An 18,199-nucleotide genomic window follows, 5' to 3' on the forward strand; every position below is an offset into this window, starting at 1 on the left:
ACCTACGTCAGGTGAGGGCCGCACCCGGATCGTCCGGGCCGGACCTTGCGCCGCGCGTTCATCTGCCGGTGTGTTCCTCGCCGAACCACGTGCAACGAGCCGCCGGGCAAACGCTAACCCTGGCCTTGAAGGACGTGAAGTGACCTTGGTCCCGCCTTCGCAGGCGGCCCGCTGGCGGCGCGGAAGAGTCGCTCCGCCGCCCGCGTGGTGATGGCGCCCGAACGCACGAAACCCCCCGGATTTCTCCGGGGGGTTTCGTGAACAGCGACGAAGTGTTACTTCAGGATCTTCGTGACCGTGCCGGCGCCGACGGTGCGGCCACCCTCACGGATCGCGAAGCCGAGGCCCTCTTCCATGGCGATCGGCTGGATCAGCTCGACCGACATGTCGGTGGTGTCGCCGGGCATGACCATCTCGGTGCCCTCGGGCAGCGTGATGACGCCGGTGACGTCGGTGGTGCGGAAGTAGAACTGCGGGCGGTAGTTCGTGAAGAACGGGTTGTGACGGCCGCCCTCGTCCTTGGCGAGGATGTACGCCGTGCCCTCGAAGTCCGTGTGCGGGGTGACCGAACCGGGCTTCACGACGACCTGGCCGCGCTCGACGTCGTCACGCTTGGTGCCGCGCAGGAGCAGACCACAGTTCTCGCCGGCCCAGGCCTCGTCGAGCTGCTTGTGGAACATCTCGATACCCGTGACGATCGTCTTCTGCGTCGGACGCAGACCGACGATCTCGACCTCGGAGTTGATCGCGAGCGTGCCACGCTCGGCGCGACCCGTGACGACCGTTCCACGACCGGTGATCGTGAAGACGTCCTCGATGGGCATGAGGAAGGGCTTGTCGCGGTCACGCACCGGGTCGGGCACGTTCTCGTCGACGGCGTCCATGAGCTCGACGATGGCCTCGGACCACTTCTCGTCGCCCTCGAGCGCCTTGAGTGCCGAGACGCGCACGACCGGCGCGTTGTCGCCGTCGAAGCCCTGGCTCGAGAGGAGCTCACGGACCTCGAGCTCGACGAGCTCGAGGATCTCTTCGTCATCGACTGCGTCGGACTTGTTCAGCGCGACGAGCAGGTACGGCACGCCGACCTGCTTGGCCAGCAGCACGTGCTCGCGCGTCTGAGCCATGGGACCGTCGGTTGCGGCGACCACGAGGATCGCGCCGTCCATCTGAGCGGCACCCGTGATCATGTTCTTGATGTAGTCGGCGTGACCGGGCGCATCGACGTGCGCGTAGTGACGCTTCGGGGTCTCGTACTCGATGTGCGAGATGTTGATCGTGATTCCACGCTGACGCTCTTCGGGAGCCGAGTCGATCGTGGCGAAGTCGCGCTGCACGTTGGTGGACGACGGGTACTTGTCGGCGAGCACCTTCGAGATCGCCGCCGAGAGCGTGGTCTTGCCGTGGTCGACGTGCCCGATGGTTCCGATGTTGACGTGCGGCTTGGTCCGCTCGAACTTGGCCTTGGCCACTGGGTCCTCCTCAGGACTGTCATGTAGAGCGTCCGGGCACTGGTTTGCGACCGGTCGTCTACGGGGATGGTTGTCAGTCTAATGACTGGTGCGATATGAAGTTGTGCGGATGCCGCGAGCCGGGGCCCGCGGCATCCCTGTCTGATACGCAGCCTGCGGCTGCGCGGGGATTACTCGCCCTTGGTCTTCTGGACGATCTCGTCCATGACGTTGCGCGGCACCTCGGCGTAGCTGTCGAACTCCATGGAGTAGACGGCACGGCCCGACGTCTTCGAACGCAGGTCGCCGATATAGCCGAACATCTCGGACAGCGGCACCTGAGCGCGCACGACCTTGACGCCTGCGGCATCCTCCATCGACTGGATCTGGCCGCGACGCGAGTTCAGGTCGCCGATGACGTCACCCATGTACTCCTCGGGAGTACGCACCTCGACGGCCATGATCGGCTCGAGGATGACGGGGTTCGCCTTGCGGACGGCCTCCTTGAAGCCCATCGAGCCGGCGATCTTGAACGCCATTTCGGACGAGTCGACGTCGTGCGCCGCACCGTCCATGAGCGTCGCCTTGACGCCGACCATCGGGTAGCCCGCGAGCACGCCGACGTTCATGGCGTCCTGGAAGCCCTGGTCGACCGAGGGGATGTACTCGCGAGGGATGCGACCACCGGTGACCTTGTTGACGAACTCGTAGGTCTTGTCCGCCGTGACCTCGAGAGGCTCGATCGCGAACTGGATCTTGGCGAACTGACCCGATCCACCCGTCTGCTTCTTGTGGGTGTAGTCGTGACGCTCGACGGCCTTGCGGATCGTCTCGCGGTAAGCCACCTGGGGCTTTCCGACGTTGGCCTCGACCTTGAACTCCCGCTTCATGCGGTCGACCAGGATGTCGAGGTGCAGCTCGCCCATGCCCTTGATGACGGTCTGGCCGGTCTCGGAGTTCTGCTCGACACGGAACGTGGGGTCCTCTTCAGCGAGCTTCTGGATCGCAAGACCCAGCTTCTCCTGGTCGGCCTTCGTCTTCGGCTCGATCGCGACCTCGAGCACGGGCTCGGGGAAGGTCATCGACTCGAGGACGACCGGGTTCGCGGCATCCGAGAGCGTGTCACCGGTCGTGGTGTCCTTGAGGCCGATGACGGCGTAGATGTGACCGGCGGTGACCGAGTCGACCGGCATCTCCTTGTTGGCGTGCATCTGGAAGATCTTCCCGATGCGCTCCTTCTTGCCCTTGGTCGAGTTCACGACCGCAGCGCCGGAGTCGATCGCGCCCGAGTACACGCGGATGTACGTCAGTCGACCGAAGAACGGGTGCACGGCGATCTTGAAGGCCAGCGCCGTGAACGGCTCGTCCTTGTCGGCGTGACGCTCGATGATGATCTCTTCGTCCTTGGGGTCGCGCGCCTCGATGGCGGGCACGTCCAGGGGCGAAGGGAGGTAGTCCACGACCGCGTCGAGCATCGGCTGCACGCCGCGGTTCTTGAACGCCGAGCCACACAGCACGGGGTAGATGTCGCCCGCAACGGTCAGCTTGCGGATCGCGGCCTTGACCTCGGCCACCGTGAGCTCTTCGCCACCGAAGTACTTCTCGAGCAGCGCGTCGTCCGTCTCGGCGACGGTCTCGAGGAGCTTCTTGCGGTACTCCTCGACCTTGTCGGCGAGCTCGGCGGGGATCTCCTGGACCTCGTACTTGGCGCCCATGGTGACATCACCCTTGGAGTCACCAGGCCACACGAGTGCGCGCATCTCGACGAGGTCGACGACCCCGACGAACTCGCTCTCCGAGCCGATCGGCAGCTGAAGCACGAGCGGCTTGGCCTTCAGGCGGTTGATGATCGTGTCGACCGTGAAGTAGAAGTCGGCGCCCAGCTTGTCCATCTTGTTGACGAAGCAGATACGCGGGACGTCGTACTTGTCGGCCTGGCGCCACACCGTCTCGGACTGGGGCTCGACGCCCTCCTTGCCGTCGAAGACAGCGACTGCGCCGTCGAGGACGCGCAGCGAGCGCTCGACCTCGACCGTGAAGTCGACGTGTCCGGGGGTGTCGATGATGTTGATCTGGTTCTTGTTCCAGAAGCAGGTGACAGCGGCAGAGGTGATCGTGATGCCACGCTCCTGCTCCTGCTCCATCCAGTCGGTGGTCGCACCGCCATCGTGCGTCTCACCCATCTTGTGGTTGACGCCCGTGTAGAACAGGATGCGCTCGGTGGTGGTCGTCTTGCCAGCATCGATGTGCGCCATGATGCCGATGTTGCGGACCTTGTTCAGGTCGGTGAGCACTTCTTGTGCCACGGGGTGTCCTTATCTTGTGGATCGATCGGGTTTCGTGGAGTCCGACCCTTCGATGGGTCCAGGGCCGGGCGGGTTGCGCCCGGCTCCTGAACCTGTCGACGGGTTTACCAGCGGTAGTGCGCGAACGCCCGGTTCGACTCGGCCATCTTGTGGGTGTCTTCGCGGCGCTTGACCGCGGCACCCAGGCCGTTCGAGGCGTCGAGGATCTCGTTCTGCAGACGCTCGGTCATCGTCTTCTCACGACGACCCTTCGCGTAGCTGACGAGCCAGCGCAGAGCCAGCGTGTTGGCGCGGTGAGGCTTGACCTCGATCGGCACCTGGTAGGTCGAGCCACCGACGCGGCGCGACTTGACCTCGAGGGTCGGGCGCACGTTGTCGAGGGCCTTCTTGAGCGTTGCGACGGCGTCCTGGCTGTTCTTCGCCTCGACACCGCGGAGGGCGTCGTAGACGATCGACTCGGCCAGCGACTTCTTGCCGTCGACGAGGATCTTGTTGACGAGCTGCGTGACGATCGGCGCACCGTAGACCGGATCGTTGACGACAGGGCGCTTCGGGGCGGGTCCCTTACGAGGCATCTAACTCAACCCTTCTTCGCACCGTAGCGGCTGCGAGCCTGCTTACGGTTCTTGACGGCCTGGGTGTCCAGGGCACCACGGACGATCTTGTAACGGACACCCGGAAGGTCCTTCACACGACCGCCGCGCACGAGCACGAGGGAGTGCTCCTGCAGGTTGTGTCCTTCACCCGGGATGTATGCCGTGACCTCGGCACCGTTGCGAAGCTTCACACGAGCGACCTTGCGCATCGCGGAGTTCGGCTTCTTCGGCGTCGTGGTGTACACGCGGGTGCAGACGCCCGCCTGCTGGGGGTTCGACTTCAGAGCGGGAGCCTTGGTCTTCGAGACCTTCGGCGTCCGCCCCTTGCGAACCAACTGCTGAATGGTTGGCACGTTCTCTCCTTGTTGTGCTGCACGGTGACAGCGTCGTGGTCTCACCCGCAGCATCCGGATCTTTCGATTCATGACGCTGCAGACTCACGCGAACCCACCGCGCGCCAGAATGGTCTGAACGCGAGTCGTTGGTGGATATGCCGTGGGGGCGACCTGTTCGCAGGCCGATCCCTGAGATGCGGCACCTCGCACACCGGCATCCGCGCCGAGGCACGGTGGACGGCGCGCAATGCGCACACCCGATCTATGATAGGCCGGATTGCAGAGGTCGGTCAACCGCAGGGTCCAGACGCCGCCTCTGGCGGAGCGGCGAGAGGGCGCCGCGCTCCCCCGCGCCCGGTGGCACAAAGACGCGACCACCGACACAGGGCCGGTGGTCGCGTGAAGGAAGGTCAGTTGCCGGCGAGTGCCTGGTCGGTGTCCTTGATGGCCTGCATCATCTTGCGCAGCGACTCGCCCATGTCGCTGATGCCCTCGATGGCCTTCTCGAGACCCGTCGTGAGCTCGTTGTAGCCCTCGCCGAACTTGCCCGAGGCGTGCTCGGTCTTGAAGTCGTCGCCCAGCAGGCGATCGACGTCGGCCTTGAGGCGACGAAGCACGTCACCGATCTCTTCGCGACCGGTCTCGAGCTTGCCCGCCATCGCGTCCATCTCGCCATAGGAAGCCTTGAAGTCAGCCATCATCCACCCTCTCGGTCACCGGACCGAGTACCCCCGGTCGTTGATCAGGCTAACCGAGGCGCCTCAGGCGCCCTATGGGGAGGATTCCCCATCCCCTTCGCCCACGAGCGGCAGCTGCACCGTGATGAAGCGTCCATTCTCCACGAAGAGCCCTCGTCCGGGGGGGAACTCGTGACGCTGCACCTTGGGGAAGCCCACCTTGAACAGCGACTCGCCGTCGTACGTCTCCGGGCGGAGGGCGATGCCGTGTCGCCCGGCCTTGAGCTCGCCGATGAGGCCGTAGCCGCTGCTGAGCTGCGAGACGTCGCCGTCGGCCACGAGGAAGTGGTCGCTGCGGTTGATCGCCTGGAAGAGCTCCTTGAGGGGCCGTTCGGCATCGGTGTCGCCGAACTCGGTGACGTTCTCGACGATGATCGCGATCCGCGTCGGGATCGTCTCGTCTGCCACGACGTCTTTGAGCTCTTTGGCGAGGGCCCGCACGTCCTCGATTGCGCTCGCCTCTCCGCGCCACGGGCGGAAGGAGCGCAGGGCCGCGCGGCGACCGCCGATGTGGAAGAGCTCGACCGCCGGGTCGAAGCGCTCCAGTGCCGCGACGATGCCGCGCAGAGCCGTCGTCTTGCCGCTCTGGGGCGGACCTGCCACGACGAACGTGCCGACGGGCTCGAAGCCCGTGGGGCCGAGGGTGTCGTCGCCGATGCCGAGAGTGGGCATCTCGCCGACGCGTTCGGGAAGCTCAGCCAGGTCGAGCTCGGTGGGAAGCGCCCCGATGTTCTGCGCCTCGGCAGCGCCCGCCCGCCGCAGCGACGCGGCGAAGGCCTCGGCTGCGGCGTTCTGCTCGGCGACGTTGGATGTGCCGCCGATGACGGCGACCTGCGTCTCGAGGCCGTCGACGATCGCGCGGCCGGGCGCGCTGCGCTCGTTCAGGACGTCTTTCGCGACGCCGAGGATCGCATACGCGCTCTCGTCCGACATGCGCAGCACGATGCGCTTGGTGACGTTGGCGCTCACAGCCGTCGGCACGGCACCGTAGCGGTCGGCCGTCGCAACGACGTGCACGCCGAGCGGGCGACCCTCGCCGAGCATCCGCATGAAGATGGCGTAGAAGGGCGCACGGGCCGACGTCGTCTCCCAGTCCTGCTTGAAGACGCCGAAGCCGTCCAGCAGCAGCAGGATGCGCGGCTCGGTGACATCACCCGTGATCTGGCGGTACTCCGTGATCGTCGCGGCGTTGACGGCCGAGTAGCGCTTGGCGCGATTGTCGAGGATGCCACGCAGCGTGCGGAACAGCCGCTGCACGCGCTCGGCGTCATCACCAGAGACGATCGAGCCGACGTGCGGCATGATCTCGAGCGAGCGCAGCGCCCCGGTGCCGAAGTCGATGCCGTACACGGCCGTGCGGGCGAGGTCGGGCCGCGCTCCTGCGGCGATGGCGACCGTGCGCAGCGCGGCGCTCTTGCCCGCGCCGCTCGTGCCGTACACGAGCATGTGCCCGTCGGTGTCGGGCGAGAAGAAGACCGCCTCCTGCAGCTGGCGCTGCGGGATGTCGGCGAGCCCGAGGGGGATGTGCCCATCTCCGTCGAGCGGCAGGTCGCGCAGGTCGATCGTCGTCGTGAGGTCGTCGAGCCACGGCCGCCGCGGAACCGGGATGCCCGCTTCGGCAGCCCCGCGCACGAGATTCGCGACGAGTCGCTTCTGATCGTTGGGACCGAGATCTTCGTCGTGCGTGTCGGATTCGCCCTCTGCGCCTGACTCCCACAGGGTCACCGAGCCGAAGCGCAGGTCGGCGACACGCACCTCTGCCCGGTCGGGCTCGTCGGTCGTCCACCCGCCGGCGTAGCCCGACTGGAACGGCACGAGCCGCCCCGGGCCGGTCTTGGCGATGCCGCGACCGGGGATCGAGGGGTCGAAGGTCGAGGCGACGACATCGCCGACGACATCGTTCGAGTCCGCAGCGTCAGCCATCCGCAGCGCAACGCGCAGGTTGGTGTTGGCACGCAGGTTGTCTTTGATGACACCGGCGGGCCGCTGTGTCGCCATGATCAGGTGGATGCCGAGGGAGCGACCCCGCTGCGCGATGTCGACGACGCCGTCGACGAACTCGGGCACTTCGGTCGCGAGCGCGGCGAACTCGTCGATGACGAGCACGAGGGCGGGCGGCGTCTCGGGGTCCTGGCGCTTCTCCAGCTCAAGCAGGTCTTTGGCCTTCTTGCGGTTGAACAGGTGCTCGCGGTGGTGCAGTTCGGCGCGCAGGCTCGTGAGCGCCCGTCGCACGAGGTGGGGGCTCAGGTCGGTGACCAGGCCCACCGTGTGCGGCAGCTCGACGCAGTCGGCGAAGGCCGACCCGCCCTTGTAGTCGACGAAGAGGAACGTCACGCGGTCGGGGCTGTATTCGGCCGCCATGCCGAGCACCCACGCCTGCAGGAACTCGGACTTTCCCGAACCGGTCGTGCCGCCCACGAGCGCGTGCGGGCCCTGTGTTCGCAGGTCCAGCGTCATGGCGTCAGGACTGCCCTGACCGACGTAGGCCTTGAGCGTTCCGGCGCGTTTCAACCGGGGCCGCGGCCCTCGCGCGCGGTCGATGATCGAGTTGTTCTGCCGCCAGCGCTCGACGACAGCCTGCGGCTCCTGCGCGAGGTCGCTGCCGATCAGTCGCAGCAGCGAGACGCTCGCGGGCAGGTCCGACGAGTCGGCCGCGACCGAGCTCGAGTCGACGACGGGAGCAAGTCGCTTGGCGAAGATCTCGGCATAGTCGCGCGAGACGCCCTCGATCTCGACATCGACGGCTCGTTCACCGGCGCGCACCCAGCCCACGTGCGCGTTTTCGAGGCCGTCGGTCACGTCGATGAAGGTGCGGCACGCGGCGGGGAGGGATTCCACGGTCGGTGCGACGAAGATCGTGTAGACCCCCGCATCGGGGCCGCGTTCGATCACCTGCGTCAGGCGAGGCCGGTCGACGGGCGCGTCATGGGTCACGAAGAGCACGAGCGACACGTCGCCGATCTTTCCCTCAGACCCCCCGGACTGCTCGCCGACGTGCTGACCGAGAGCCATCGATGTGTCTTTCGCAGCGAGCGGCCCCCGCCGGGTGGCCGATCCCGAGAGGCGCTCCAGAATCGCCTCTTCGAGACCGTTGAGCAGCGCCGTGCCGGCGGACTGACTGTCGGCGAGCGCCATCTCGGCAAAGGGCGACCGCGGGCTCGTCGTGTGAGGCAGCCACTTCATCCACTCCATGTCCGCCGTCCAGCCGGGGTCGACGATCGCGGCCGTCACGACCTCGTTCGGAGCGTGCAGACCGAACAGCTGAACGCCGAGTCCGCGCACGACGTCGGCTGCGAGCTCGCGCGTGCCGGCGATGCCGATCGCGCCGGCCGAGGGCAGCAGCTCGATCACGGGCACGTCCTCGATGCGCGCGTAGCGCTGCCGCACCGCCTCGACCTGGTGCGAGTACTCGGCGATGCCGCGCTGGTCGTTCGGCTGTGCGACGGTGTTGCGGCTCTTAGCCGTTCCCACGCCGAGGCGCAGCCCCAGGAAGTTCCAGTGCTCGGGGCGCCGCGTCCACAGCATGGGGCCCAACGAGATCGCGTCCTCGTAGACCGCCGCCGTCGCGGGGGCTTCGGCTCGGCGACGCTCGCGCTCGACGAGTTCTTCGTTGGCGAGGTTCTCGTCGAGCTCGTCGAGTTGCGACTCGAACGTCTCGATCTCGAGCTTGAGCTTCTTGCCCTGCTGCGTGCGCTGGCCGATGAAGTTGCCGAGCATCATCAGCGGCGCCATGGCGACGATGAGCAGCGACGTGGGGCGCTGCGTCAAGGCGTACATCGCGAGGCCGAGCAGCACGGGCGCCATGATCATGGGCCACGGGAACATCCGCGGGTCGGCTTCGTTCGGGATGATCGGATGCCGGAACTCTTCGCCGGCGTAGCGGTCTTCGACGCGCGGCGATCGGTTGAACATGAGCGCGCCGCCGCGCTCGAGAACGAGGGCGTCATCGGTCGCGACGCGTTCGGCGAGCGTGAACGACACGTCGGTCGCGCCGATCGTGATGCGCTGACCGGGAATCACCCGCACGCGCTGCACGAGTCCGCCGTCGACCACGAGGCCGTTGGCCGAGTTGAGGTCGACGAGTTCGATGCCCTGGTCGACGTCGAGCCTCGCATGCCGCTTCGATACGAGCGGATCGTCGATCAGCACTTCGGACGGGGCGGCGCGGCCGATGACGGTGCTGCCCGCCGCGATCGGCACGGTGCGGCCGGCGTCGGGGCCGTTCAGGATGTGCATGACCGCCGCCGTCGCGGCGCCTCCGTCCGCCGCGGTGGCCGCCGGGACGACCGACGCGGCGAAGCCGGAGCCGATCGGGGCGTCGCCGATGGGCGTCGCGGGGTCGAGGTGCACGGGCTCACCGGCAGGCGGAGCGACGAGCAGTGTCGGAACGGCGCTCGCATTGACTGCACCACCCTGCGCGAGGGCGTCGCCGTCGGCGAGCTCGCGCGCGACATCCTGCACGGTCGCGGTGGAATCCGCCGTGACGAGCACGTCGACCGACGTGCCCACTCCCCGACGCAGGCTCAGCTTGAGCTTCACGAATCAGCTCCTCTCGCGACGACTTCGAATGAGCGCCCGCCCACGTGCACGGTCCACCCCAGGGGCACCCGCATCGCCTCGGCCGTCGGAACCGCGACCGTGTCGCCCCCGGGGGAGCGCAGATGTGTGCCGTTGCGCGATCCTCGATCGGTGATCCACACGCCCTCGGCGTCCTGGCCGAACGCCGCGTGGGTCTTCGACATGAGCCGCTCGGGGTCGTCGAGCTGCACGAGCGCGTCGACCTGCTCGCCGTCGGCGGCTTCAGGATCGCGACCGATCAGCGCGAAGGCGGGGACCCGCATCGTCGATCCGTCGTCGAATCGTACGGTCGGCCGTGCGCGGCGGCTTGCGCCGGCGTCGGTCGGCGCGGCCGCAGCGGGGGGTGAGACCTCGACGACCCCGCGGGACGGGACGGGTGCCTCACGGATAGGCGCAGGCACCTGCACCCCGGCCGCGGTGGGGACGGCGTCGATGAGCGCAGCGGGCGCGGGGGTTCTTCCCGACCACTGCGCGCCGGTGCTGCCCGAGCCCACGACGCCGGCGCGCGAACGCGCACCGAGGATCCGCAGCGCGTCGGCTGCGCCGACTCCGGTCGCCATGGACGGCAGGTCCTCGCTGTCATCGGGGCGACCGCGCAGCGTGCGGCGGGCATGACGCATGGCCTTGGCATCGAACGGGTCGATGCCCGCGCGGGTGTCGACCACCCAGCACCCGCCGATTCGATCCAGGATGCTGCGCCCTCGGGCCTGCGGGTCCCACAGCCCCGAGGCGAAGAGCACGCCGGGGCCGATGAGCGGCACGATGTTGCTCGCCGAGAGCACGAGAGCGCGCCCCACGACCCGCCAGAACCCGGGCCGGCTGAAGTCGACGGCCGAGACCGAGCGCAAGCGCAGCATGGCCTTGCCGGCGGTGACACCACGACGCCCGTGCACGATGAGCTGGATGAGGACGAAGAGCGTCGCGAGAAACCCGCCGGCGGCGATCAGGATGATCGGCACGAGTGGCGGCGTTCCGTTCACCAGCAGCACGGCGCCCGTGATGGGGATCGCGGCGAGGATCATCCACAGCGCGACGTCGATCGCGAAGGCCAGCGAGCGGATGCCGGCGCCCGCGGGCACGAGCCCGAGAGCAGCCGCGACGGCAGGATCGGAGTCGTCGAATTCGCCCGTGGGCACGTCAGCCTGTGTCATCGTCTTCCTCGCGTCACGGCAGCAGGTTTCGGTCCGCACGGTGCGGGCGCACGGACCGCCCCACACTCTCACGAAGGGCACCGTGTTCGGAAAACCGGCGGGCGGTCATCCGGCGCTCGTCAACAGGACGACCCACAGCGTGGCCCCCGCCACGAGAACGATCACCGCCGCAGCGGCGACGGTCACGATGAGTCGTCGACGCGCGACACGGCGGCGGCGCGCGGCCAGCGCATCCGTGTCGACGGCCTGCTGGGCGGGGCGTTGGGGCGGCGCGGTCCGGGGCACGCGAGCGGGCTCGGATGTGCGCGGGCCGTACGTCACGGGGGGCGTCGGCAGGTCACGCCGCGGTGCCGGTCGCGCGCTGCCCTCACCCGAAGACGGCCCGTGTCCGCGGGTGAGCACGGTGTCCTCGACGGGCTTGTCCCCTGCCGCGGCGAGATCGGCGCGGCGGCGGGACTCGCGGCGCACGACGACGGTCGAGCCATCGTCGGGGTCGACCTCGGCCGGGGCCCCGGCCGAGGCGCGCCGAGGGCCGGCGGCGCCGATGTCGGCCGGGTGCGCGGCATCCGGTCGGCCGCGGGCGGCGCGACGCGTCAGGTCGTCGACGCCCGGCGCGCGGTCGCGCGCTTCTCCCTGAGAGCGTCGGGAGAGCAGCGTGGCATCCTCCGGATCGTCGTCGGCGGGCACCGTCGTCTCTGCAGCGGCCGCTCTCGCACCTCGCGGTGCGCTCACCCGGGTGCGTTCGAGATCGTCGTCGGACGGCCGAGAACCACGTCGCCGTACGACCCGGGTCTCGTCGTCGGGCTCGTCGGTCACTCCGCGCTCCGGGTGAGTCGGATCTCGGCGTCGCCGAGCAGGAAGCGGTCACCCGCCTCGATCGCGACGCCCGGCGTCGCCTCGATCTCGGTGCCCATGAGCGTCGCGAAGACGACGCCGTTCGTGGAGTTGAGGTCGGTCACCCACCACGTGTCGCCGCGCAGTTCGAGCCGCGCGTGGGTCTTGGAGACTGTGCCGTCGTCGATCGAGACGAGCTGCGCACCGGGATGCGCGGACTCGAGCTTCGGGCGCCGACCGAGCAGCACGACGTCGGAGCCGATCGGAACAAAGGTGCCGCCCGGCGTGATGATCGACCAGTCGGTGCGCCGGCGACGCGCGATGATCGTCTCGTCGAACGCGCCGTCGGGGATCTGCGAACGCCTGGTCTGCGCCGAGACCGACGAGACCGCCGACCGGGGAGAACCCGCAGCGGGAGCCCCGGCGATCGCCGAGACGGGTCCGGAGGTGTCCGGAAACGCTTCGGACTCGATCAGCGGCGCCCGTGTGGGCACCCAGGGCTCGGGCTCGGCCAGCGGTTCGGGGTCCGGCTGCACGGGCGGGCTCGCGGGAAGCACCCAGGGATCGGCCGACGGCGGTACATCCGGAGCCACCTCGCCGCCGCCCTGCGGAGCATCCGGTGCGCGCAGCGCATCGAGCTCCTCACGGCTGCGGGTGAGGCCGTCGTCGTCCTCGGTCAACGGCGCCCAGCCACCGGGCGGCGCCGAAACGGGCGACTCGGCACGGCTCGTCGCGGGGGGGACCGGCCCCTCGTCGACGGGTGCCGGTTCTGCCGATGGGGCGAACGGCGTCGGGCGGCCCGGTGCGGGCGCGGGAGGCGCGACAGCATCGGCCGACATCGACAGGAGGGGATCCTCGGCCGCGACGAGCGTCGAGCGCCCGTGGATGGACCCACCCGCGCCGGGCATGGGCGGAATCGGACCCGTCCGAGGAAACCCCGGCGCCGGGCCGAAGGGACCGTCGGCGATGGGAGCCGGGAAGCCCGTGCGGCGCGGACCCACTTCTTCTTCTTCGCCCACCCAGCGCGCGCTGCCGAAGCCCAGGACGGTCGCCCACACGGGAAACAGCACAGCTGCCAGCAGGGTCATCCCCGTGCCGAGCGTGAACGCCGCATTGATGCGATGGCACGCGATGATCTGGAAGACCCAGACCGCGACCGCACCGGCGATCGGCACGAGATAGAGCAGGAGCACGAAGGGTGTGACCGCGCCGAGGCGGAAGAGCACGACCTGGTTGTACACCGGCACCCACGCCGCCCACGCCTCCTGACCGGACTTGCGGAACACCGCGGCGAGCGCGATCGCCGTCCAGACGTAGATCACGAGGGCGACGAGCAACCAGATCGGGCCGGCAGATGCAACGATGTTCATGGCGTGGGACGCAGGAGCCGAAGCCCCGAACGCCTCCCCCTCTCGGCGATGAGCGTGCGAGCACCGTTCGCAGGTGCCAGCGGGCGGATGATCGATCTCAACGATACGGTCGCAGCGACTCTGCGCCAGACGCCATCCGCCCCGAGCATCGCGTGTCGCTGCGCATCGACGGTCTTCCAGTACACGTGGACGGCCTCCTCCGAGGGCGCCGCGTCCTCCCCCGCGAAGACCGCTTCATCCGCGGATGCCGCAAGCTCGGCCCCCGCCGGGGTGCCCAGCGCCGCCGCCGCCTCGGTACGAGTCGCACTGCGCGGCACGTCGCGACGCGCGTCGATCGCGGCATCCACGTATTCATCCCATCCCCCCGCGATGCGCTCGGCCGGGGTCCCCGTCGTGCGGCGAGCGCGGCGGCGCAGGCGCTTGGCCGTGATCACCGCGAGGGACGGGCCGAGCACGAGCAGCAGCACGAGCAGCACGATCCCCGTAGTGCGCAGCACGGGCCACAGCCACGCCAGATCGGGGCCGGTCGCCTCGTCGGGCGGGTCGCCCGCGGCGGCATCCTGCTGCATGGGTTCGGCCGGGATGATCTCCTCGACGGAGTCGGGGTGCACTTCGGTGACGACCTCGGGGTCGCGCTGCTGCGTGACCTCGAGACTGGGCGACTGCGTGTGCTGCGGCGTCGTGTCGATCGGGATCCACTCGCCCCCGACGGCCTGGACTTCGACCCACGCCGCGAGATCCCGCGCGCGACATACCCCCTCGTCGCAGACGCTCAGATCCGCTTCGTCGGACACGAGACGCGTGCCCACCACGACCCGCGACGGGAAGCCGAGTTCGCGGGCGATGAGGGCGACGGCCGTCGCGAACTGCTCGTCGTCGCCGATCGCGGCGACGAAGTTGTCGGATGCCGCGGCACGCGGATCGGCTTCGCGTTCGAGCAGGCGCGTGAACAGGGCATCCACGCGGCCGAGCGAGTGACCCGAAGCGCTCGGCTGGAACCGGTAGCCGGTCAGAGCGTCCGCCCACACGGCTCGGCCGTCCGCGCCGAGCGACAGGGCATGGCTGAGGTAGCCGCGCTCGCGCAGCAGGTCGACCGCCGCCTGGAGCGCCGCACCGCCCGACCCGGATGCGTGTGCGTCGGCCCACGCCCGAAGGCTCAGCGGGGTGGCAACGAGGGTCTGCGCACCGGGCGCCTGGGCTTCGGCGAGCGGGATCCGCGGCGGTTCGACGCCCGTCAGGCGATAAGCATCGCCGGACTGCAGGCCGGCGCGAGCGGTCTGCAGCCCGGCGGCGGCACCCGCGCTGTAGTAGAAGCCGTCGGCCAGCGCGACCGCCCGTGGCCCGTCGAAGTCGACACGTGTCAGCTGACCGGCCGTCGGCATCCACAGCTCGTTCCAGCCGTCGATGGTCACGCGCAGATCGATGGGCTCGCCGTCTCCGGCCTCGAGGGCGGAGGCGACGCGAACGAAGCGGCCCTCACCGGTCCCCTCGCTCGTGCGGAACACCTCGCCGTCGTAGTCGTCCAGTGTCGCGAGACGCACGCGGTCAGGCATGCGCTCGGTCTGCTCGACCGTGAACAGCACCTCATCAGCGCGCTCGTCGCCGAAGAAGGCGCGGTACTGCGAGAGCGGGCTGAGCTCGGTCGCGAGGTCGATCTCGGGCCCGACGGACGCGCGCAGCACATCGCGGTCGACCCCCCGCGCCGCGAACGGCACGACGGCGACCGCGACAGCGACGGCCGCGGCGATCATCCCGACCCCGAGCGCCGCGCGACGGCGGTCGGCGGGCGAGGCGTGCCGTGCGGCACGCACTCCGCTCGCGACGGCCGCGCGCTGAACGGCGCGCACACGCTCGTCGTGCGCGCGCCACGCGAGCCAGAGCAGGCATCCGAGCAAGCCCGCGATGCCGAGCGCCGTCTCGACCGGGGCGTACAGCGTCAGCGCGCCGAGCGTCACGGGCGGGCTCACCTCGGCGCGACCGAACACGAGGCCGAACGAGACCATGGCCAGGGCCACGGGGATCGCGACGTACGCGCGGCGCCCCTCGCGCCACGAGAGACGCAGCAGTGCGGTCGTGCCGATCAGGAAGACGACGAGCGCGGGCACGAGCAGGTTGCGGTACGAGCCGACCGGCAGGTCGACGGTGAGCAGGTCCTTCCACCCCACGACCGCGCCCGCCGCGAGCTCGCCGAGTCCGCGCAGGATCTCGTCCGGCCCGCCGAAGCGCGAGGGTACGGCGAGCGGCACCCCCAGCACGAGGAACGCCGCGACGACGATGCCCGTCACGACCCAGCCGCTCCAGTGTCGTCGCGTCGCGACGACCGCGATGCCGAGCGCGACGGCCACCGACACGGCCACGAGGAGGAGGAACGCCGGCTCGCGGTAGATCGGCCACGCCGCGACGGCCGCCGTCGCGACGACCGCAGCGGTGAACACCGAGCCCGTGACGATGCGCGGCTCGACGCGGCGGGTCGAGCCGGCTTCCCGGCGTCGCTCGGCCCGAGTCATCGGGAGGCCCCCCTCAGCAGCAGCCCGGCCAGATCGTCCAGAGTGCCGATCGTGAGGACGGTGAGGCTCGAGATCGTCTGCATGCGAGGGTGTGCGAGCTCGTTGCACACGACGGCGATGACGGCGGTGTCGGGGGGGAACGCAAGCGCCGCCTGCCGCAGGCGCGTCAGCGTCACAGCCGAGCCCACCACGAGGACGGCGACCGAGAGCTGCTCACGGGACTCGGCGGTGAGCCGGCAGACGTCGCCGATCGCCATCGTGTTCTCGAACGTGCGCACGGCGCTGAAGCCGTCGAGCATGGGCCGGGGCGACCCCGCCGGCAGCTGGTGGATCGTGCGCAGACGTCCGCGCACGACCCGTGGGATCTCGGAGCCCGTCACGATGACGACATCGCGCGCGTCGCGCACGGCGCGCAGGCCGAGGGATGCCGCCGCCGAGACGGCGAGCTCGAACTCGTCGGCGTCGCGGAACTCGTGCTCGGCGACGGCGAGCACGATCGCCATCCGCGAGCGCCGGGACTCCTCGTACTGCCGCACCATGAGCTGTCCGGTCTTGGCCGTCGACTTCCAATGGATGTGGCGCCGGCCATCGCCGGCGGTGTAGGGGCGGATCGCGTGGAAGTTGATGTCGGCGTCGACCGTGCGCCGCGTCGGCGCACCCTCGAGGTCGCGGATGAGACCCGCGCTCGTGGACGGGATCGATGTCGTGCGGGGGTGCACGTACACCTCGTTCACGTCGGCGAAGGCGTGCTCGCGGCGCAGCATGCCCACGGGGTCGCTGCGCACCGTCGTGGCGGGACCGACGCGCACGATGCCGCGTCGCGGTTGCGGGATGTGGAGCGGCTGGGTGACCGCGTGGCCGGGGCGCAGCATCGGCACGCTGAACTCGACGATGCCCGGCCCGACCGGGATGTCGATGCGACCCGGCAGCGCCAGACGACCACCCGTGTTGCGCACGACGACGTCGCCCGACAGCCCGTCGCCTGCGACGATGCGCTCGCGCGCCAGCGACAAATCGACCTCGTACGAACGCGATCCGAACAGAAACGGGATGCTGGCCAGCAGGAGCAGCAGCGCGGCGACACCGGCGACCATCCATTCGATCCAGCCGAAGGCGAAGCCGAGGCCGAGGCCCCCAGTCGCCGCGAGCAGCACGAGAGCGCCCGCCGGCCGCACGGTGCGGGAGGCCCAGACCGTGCTCGCCTGCGCCGCCGCGACGACGGCGCGCCACGCTCGCGCAGCCCGGACGACGATTCCGACCATGCGCCCCGACGAGATCGACGTCGAGGTGACCGAGGTCGCGTGGGTGCGCCCGGCCGTCCCTTCGGTCGAGGTTCGCGTCCGGCGCGTGTCGGTGAGGCTCATACGGCCTCTCGACGGGACGGCGGCGCGATGTCGAGAAGCACCTGGCCGATGACGGCCTCTTGCGTCACGCCGTCGAACTCCGCCTCGGCGTGCAGGATCAGCCGGTGCGAGAGCACCGAGACGGCGAGCGCCTTGACGTCGTCGGGGGTCACGTAGGTGCGCGCCTGCGAGACGGCACGCGTGCGTGCGGCGCGGGTGAGAGCGAGCGCCCCGCGGATGCTGACCCCGAGGCGCACTTCGTCGGCGGACCGGGTCGCGTCGATGATGCGCGCGATGTAGTCGAGCACGAGGGCGTCGACGTAGGCCTGCGCCGCGAGGTCGGCCATGCCCACGAGCGCGTCGGGGGTGATGACGGGCGCGAGATCGGCGGTCGGCGTCGCGGCGCCGTCGAGGATGCGCACGGTCGCCGCGTGGTCGGGGTACCCGAGCGACGTGCGCATCATGAACCGGTCGAGCTGCGCTTCGGGCAGCCGGTAGGTGCCGGCCTGCTCGATGGGGTTCTGCGTCGCGAGCACGATGAAGGGGTCGCCGACGGGGCGCGAGACGCCGTCGATCGTGACGCTGCCCTCTTCCATGACCTCCAGCAGCGCGGACTGCGTCTTGGGCGACGCACGGTTGATCTCGTCGGCGAGCACGATGTTCGCGAAGATGGGGCCGGCGTGGAACTCGAAGACGCCCTCCTTCTGGTCGTACACGCTGATGCCCGTGATGTCACCGGGGAGCAGGTCGGGGGTGAACTGGATGCGGGTGTTCGTGCCCTGCACCGACTGAGCCATGGCGCGCGCAAGTGAGGTCTTTCCGGTTCCGGGGACATCCTCGAGCAGCACATGCCCGTCGCTCAGCATGGCCGTCAGGACGAGCTCGACCGCGTGGCGCTTGCCCAGGACGGCACGCTCGACGTTGTCGGCGAGCTGGGCGAACGTCTGGGCGAACCAGGTCGCCTGCTCTGTGGAGATGGTCATCGCGGATTCCT

Annotated in this window: 12 protein-coding genes; all 12 read right to left on the reverse strand. The window is 69.5% G+C overall.

Annotated elements, in window-relative coordinates; all coding sequences use genetic code 11:
- Positions 1 to 275: 275 nt before the first annotated feature.
- A complete protein-coding gene (tuf, locus tag AC25Y0_RS02400; RefSeq protein WP_488122749.1) occupies positions 276 to 1,469 on the reverse strand; it encodes an elongation factor Tu in 1,194 nt (397 codons plus the stop codon).
- A 170-nt stretch (positions 1,470 to 1,639) separates the two neighbouring features.
- A complete protein-coding gene (fusA, locus tag AC25Y0_RS02405) occupies positions 1,640 to 3,754 on the reverse strand; it encodes an elongation factor G (RefSeq protein WP_488122750.1) in 2,115 nt (704 codons plus the stop codon).
- Positions 3,755 to 3,858: 104 nt separating this feature from the next.
- Positions 3,859 to 4,329 carry a 30S ribosomal protein S7 gene (gene rpsG, locus AC25Y0_RS02410; protein WP_488122751.1) on the reverse strand — a complete coding sequence of 157 codons (471 nt, stop codon included), beginning with the start codon at positions 4,327 to 4,329 and terminating at the stop codon, positions 3,859 to 3,861.
- A 5-nt stretch (positions 4,330 to 4,334) separates the two neighbouring features.
- Positions 4,335 to 4,703, reverse strand: coding sequence for a 30S ribosomal protein S12 (gene rpsL, locus AC25Y0_RS02415; RefSeq protein WP_488122752.1), 369 nt, complete (start codon positions 4,701 to 4,703; stop codon positions 4,335 to 4,337).
- Positions 4,704 to 5,095: 392 nt separating this feature from the next.
- Positions 5,096 to 5,383 carry a WXG100 family type VII secretion target gene (locus AC25Y0_RS02420; RefSeq protein ID WP_488122753.1) on the reverse strand — a complete coding sequence of 96 codons (288 nt, stop codon included), beginning with the start codon at positions 5,381 to 5,383 and terminating at the stop codon, positions 5,096 to 5,098.
- A 72-nt stretch (positions 5,384 to 5,455) separates the two neighbouring features.
- A complete protein-coding gene (locus AC25Y0_RS02425; RefSeq protein WP_488122754.1) occupies positions 5,456 to 9,961 on the reverse strand; it encodes a type VII secretion EssC family protein in 4,506 nt (1,501 codons plus the stop codon).
- The gene (locus tag AC25Y0_RS02430) at positions 9,958 to 11,151 is read right to left on the reverse strand and encodes an RDD family protein (RefSeq protein ID WP_488122755.1); all 1,194 of its coding nucleotides are present in this window, start codon (positions 11,149 to 11,151) and stop codon (positions 9,958 to 9,960) included. The genes AC25Y0_RS02425 and AC25Y0_RS02430 overlap by 4 nt, the downstream gene beginning before the upstream one ends.
- A gap of 105 nt (positions 11,152 to 11,256) precedes the next feature.
- Positions 11,257 to 11,967: a hypothetical protein gene (locus tag AC25Y0_RS02435; protein ID WP_488122756.1), complete on the reverse strand. Its 711-nt coding sequence runs from the start codon at positions 11,965 to 11,967 to the stop codon at positions 11,257 to 11,259.
- Positions 11,964 to 13,355, reverse strand: coding sequence for a DUF5684 domain-containing protein (locus AC25Y0_RS02440; protein WP_488134118.1), 1,392 nt, complete (start codon positions 13,353 to 13,355; stop codon positions 11,964 to 11,966). The genes AC25Y0_RS02435 and AC25Y0_RS02440 overlap by 4 nt, the downstream gene beginning before the upstream one ends.
- Positions 13,352 to 15,862 (reverse strand): transglutaminaseTgpA domain-containing protein, encoded by a 2,511-nt coding sequence (locus AC25Y0_RS02445; protein WP_488122758.1) that lies wholly within the window; start codon positions 15,860 to 15,862, stop codon positions 13,352 to 13,354. The genes AC25Y0_RS02440 and AC25Y0_RS02445 overlap by 4 nt, the downstream gene beginning before the upstream one ends.
- On the reverse strand, positions 15,859 to 17,226 hold the full coding sequence (locus AC25Y0_RS02450; RefSeq protein WP_488122759.1) for a DUF58 domain-containing protein: 1,368 nt from the start codon (positions 17,224 to 17,226) through the stop codon (positions 15,859 to 15,861). Before AC25Y0_RS02450 ends, AC25Y0_RS02445 begins: the two co-directional genes overlap by 4 nt.
- The gene (locus AC25Y0_RS02455; RefSeq protein ID WP_488122760.1) at positions 17,223 to 18,188 is read right to left on the reverse strand and encodes an AAA family ATPase; all 966 of its coding nucleotides are present in this window, start codon (positions 18,186 to 18,188) and stop codon (positions 17,223 to 17,225) included. Before AC25Y0_RS02455 ends, AC25Y0_RS02450 begins: the two co-directional genes overlap by 4 nt.
- Positions 18,189 to 18,199: the final 11 nt, after the last annotated feature.

The sequence above is a fragment of the Microbacterium sp. Y547 genome (assembly GCF_057669785.1).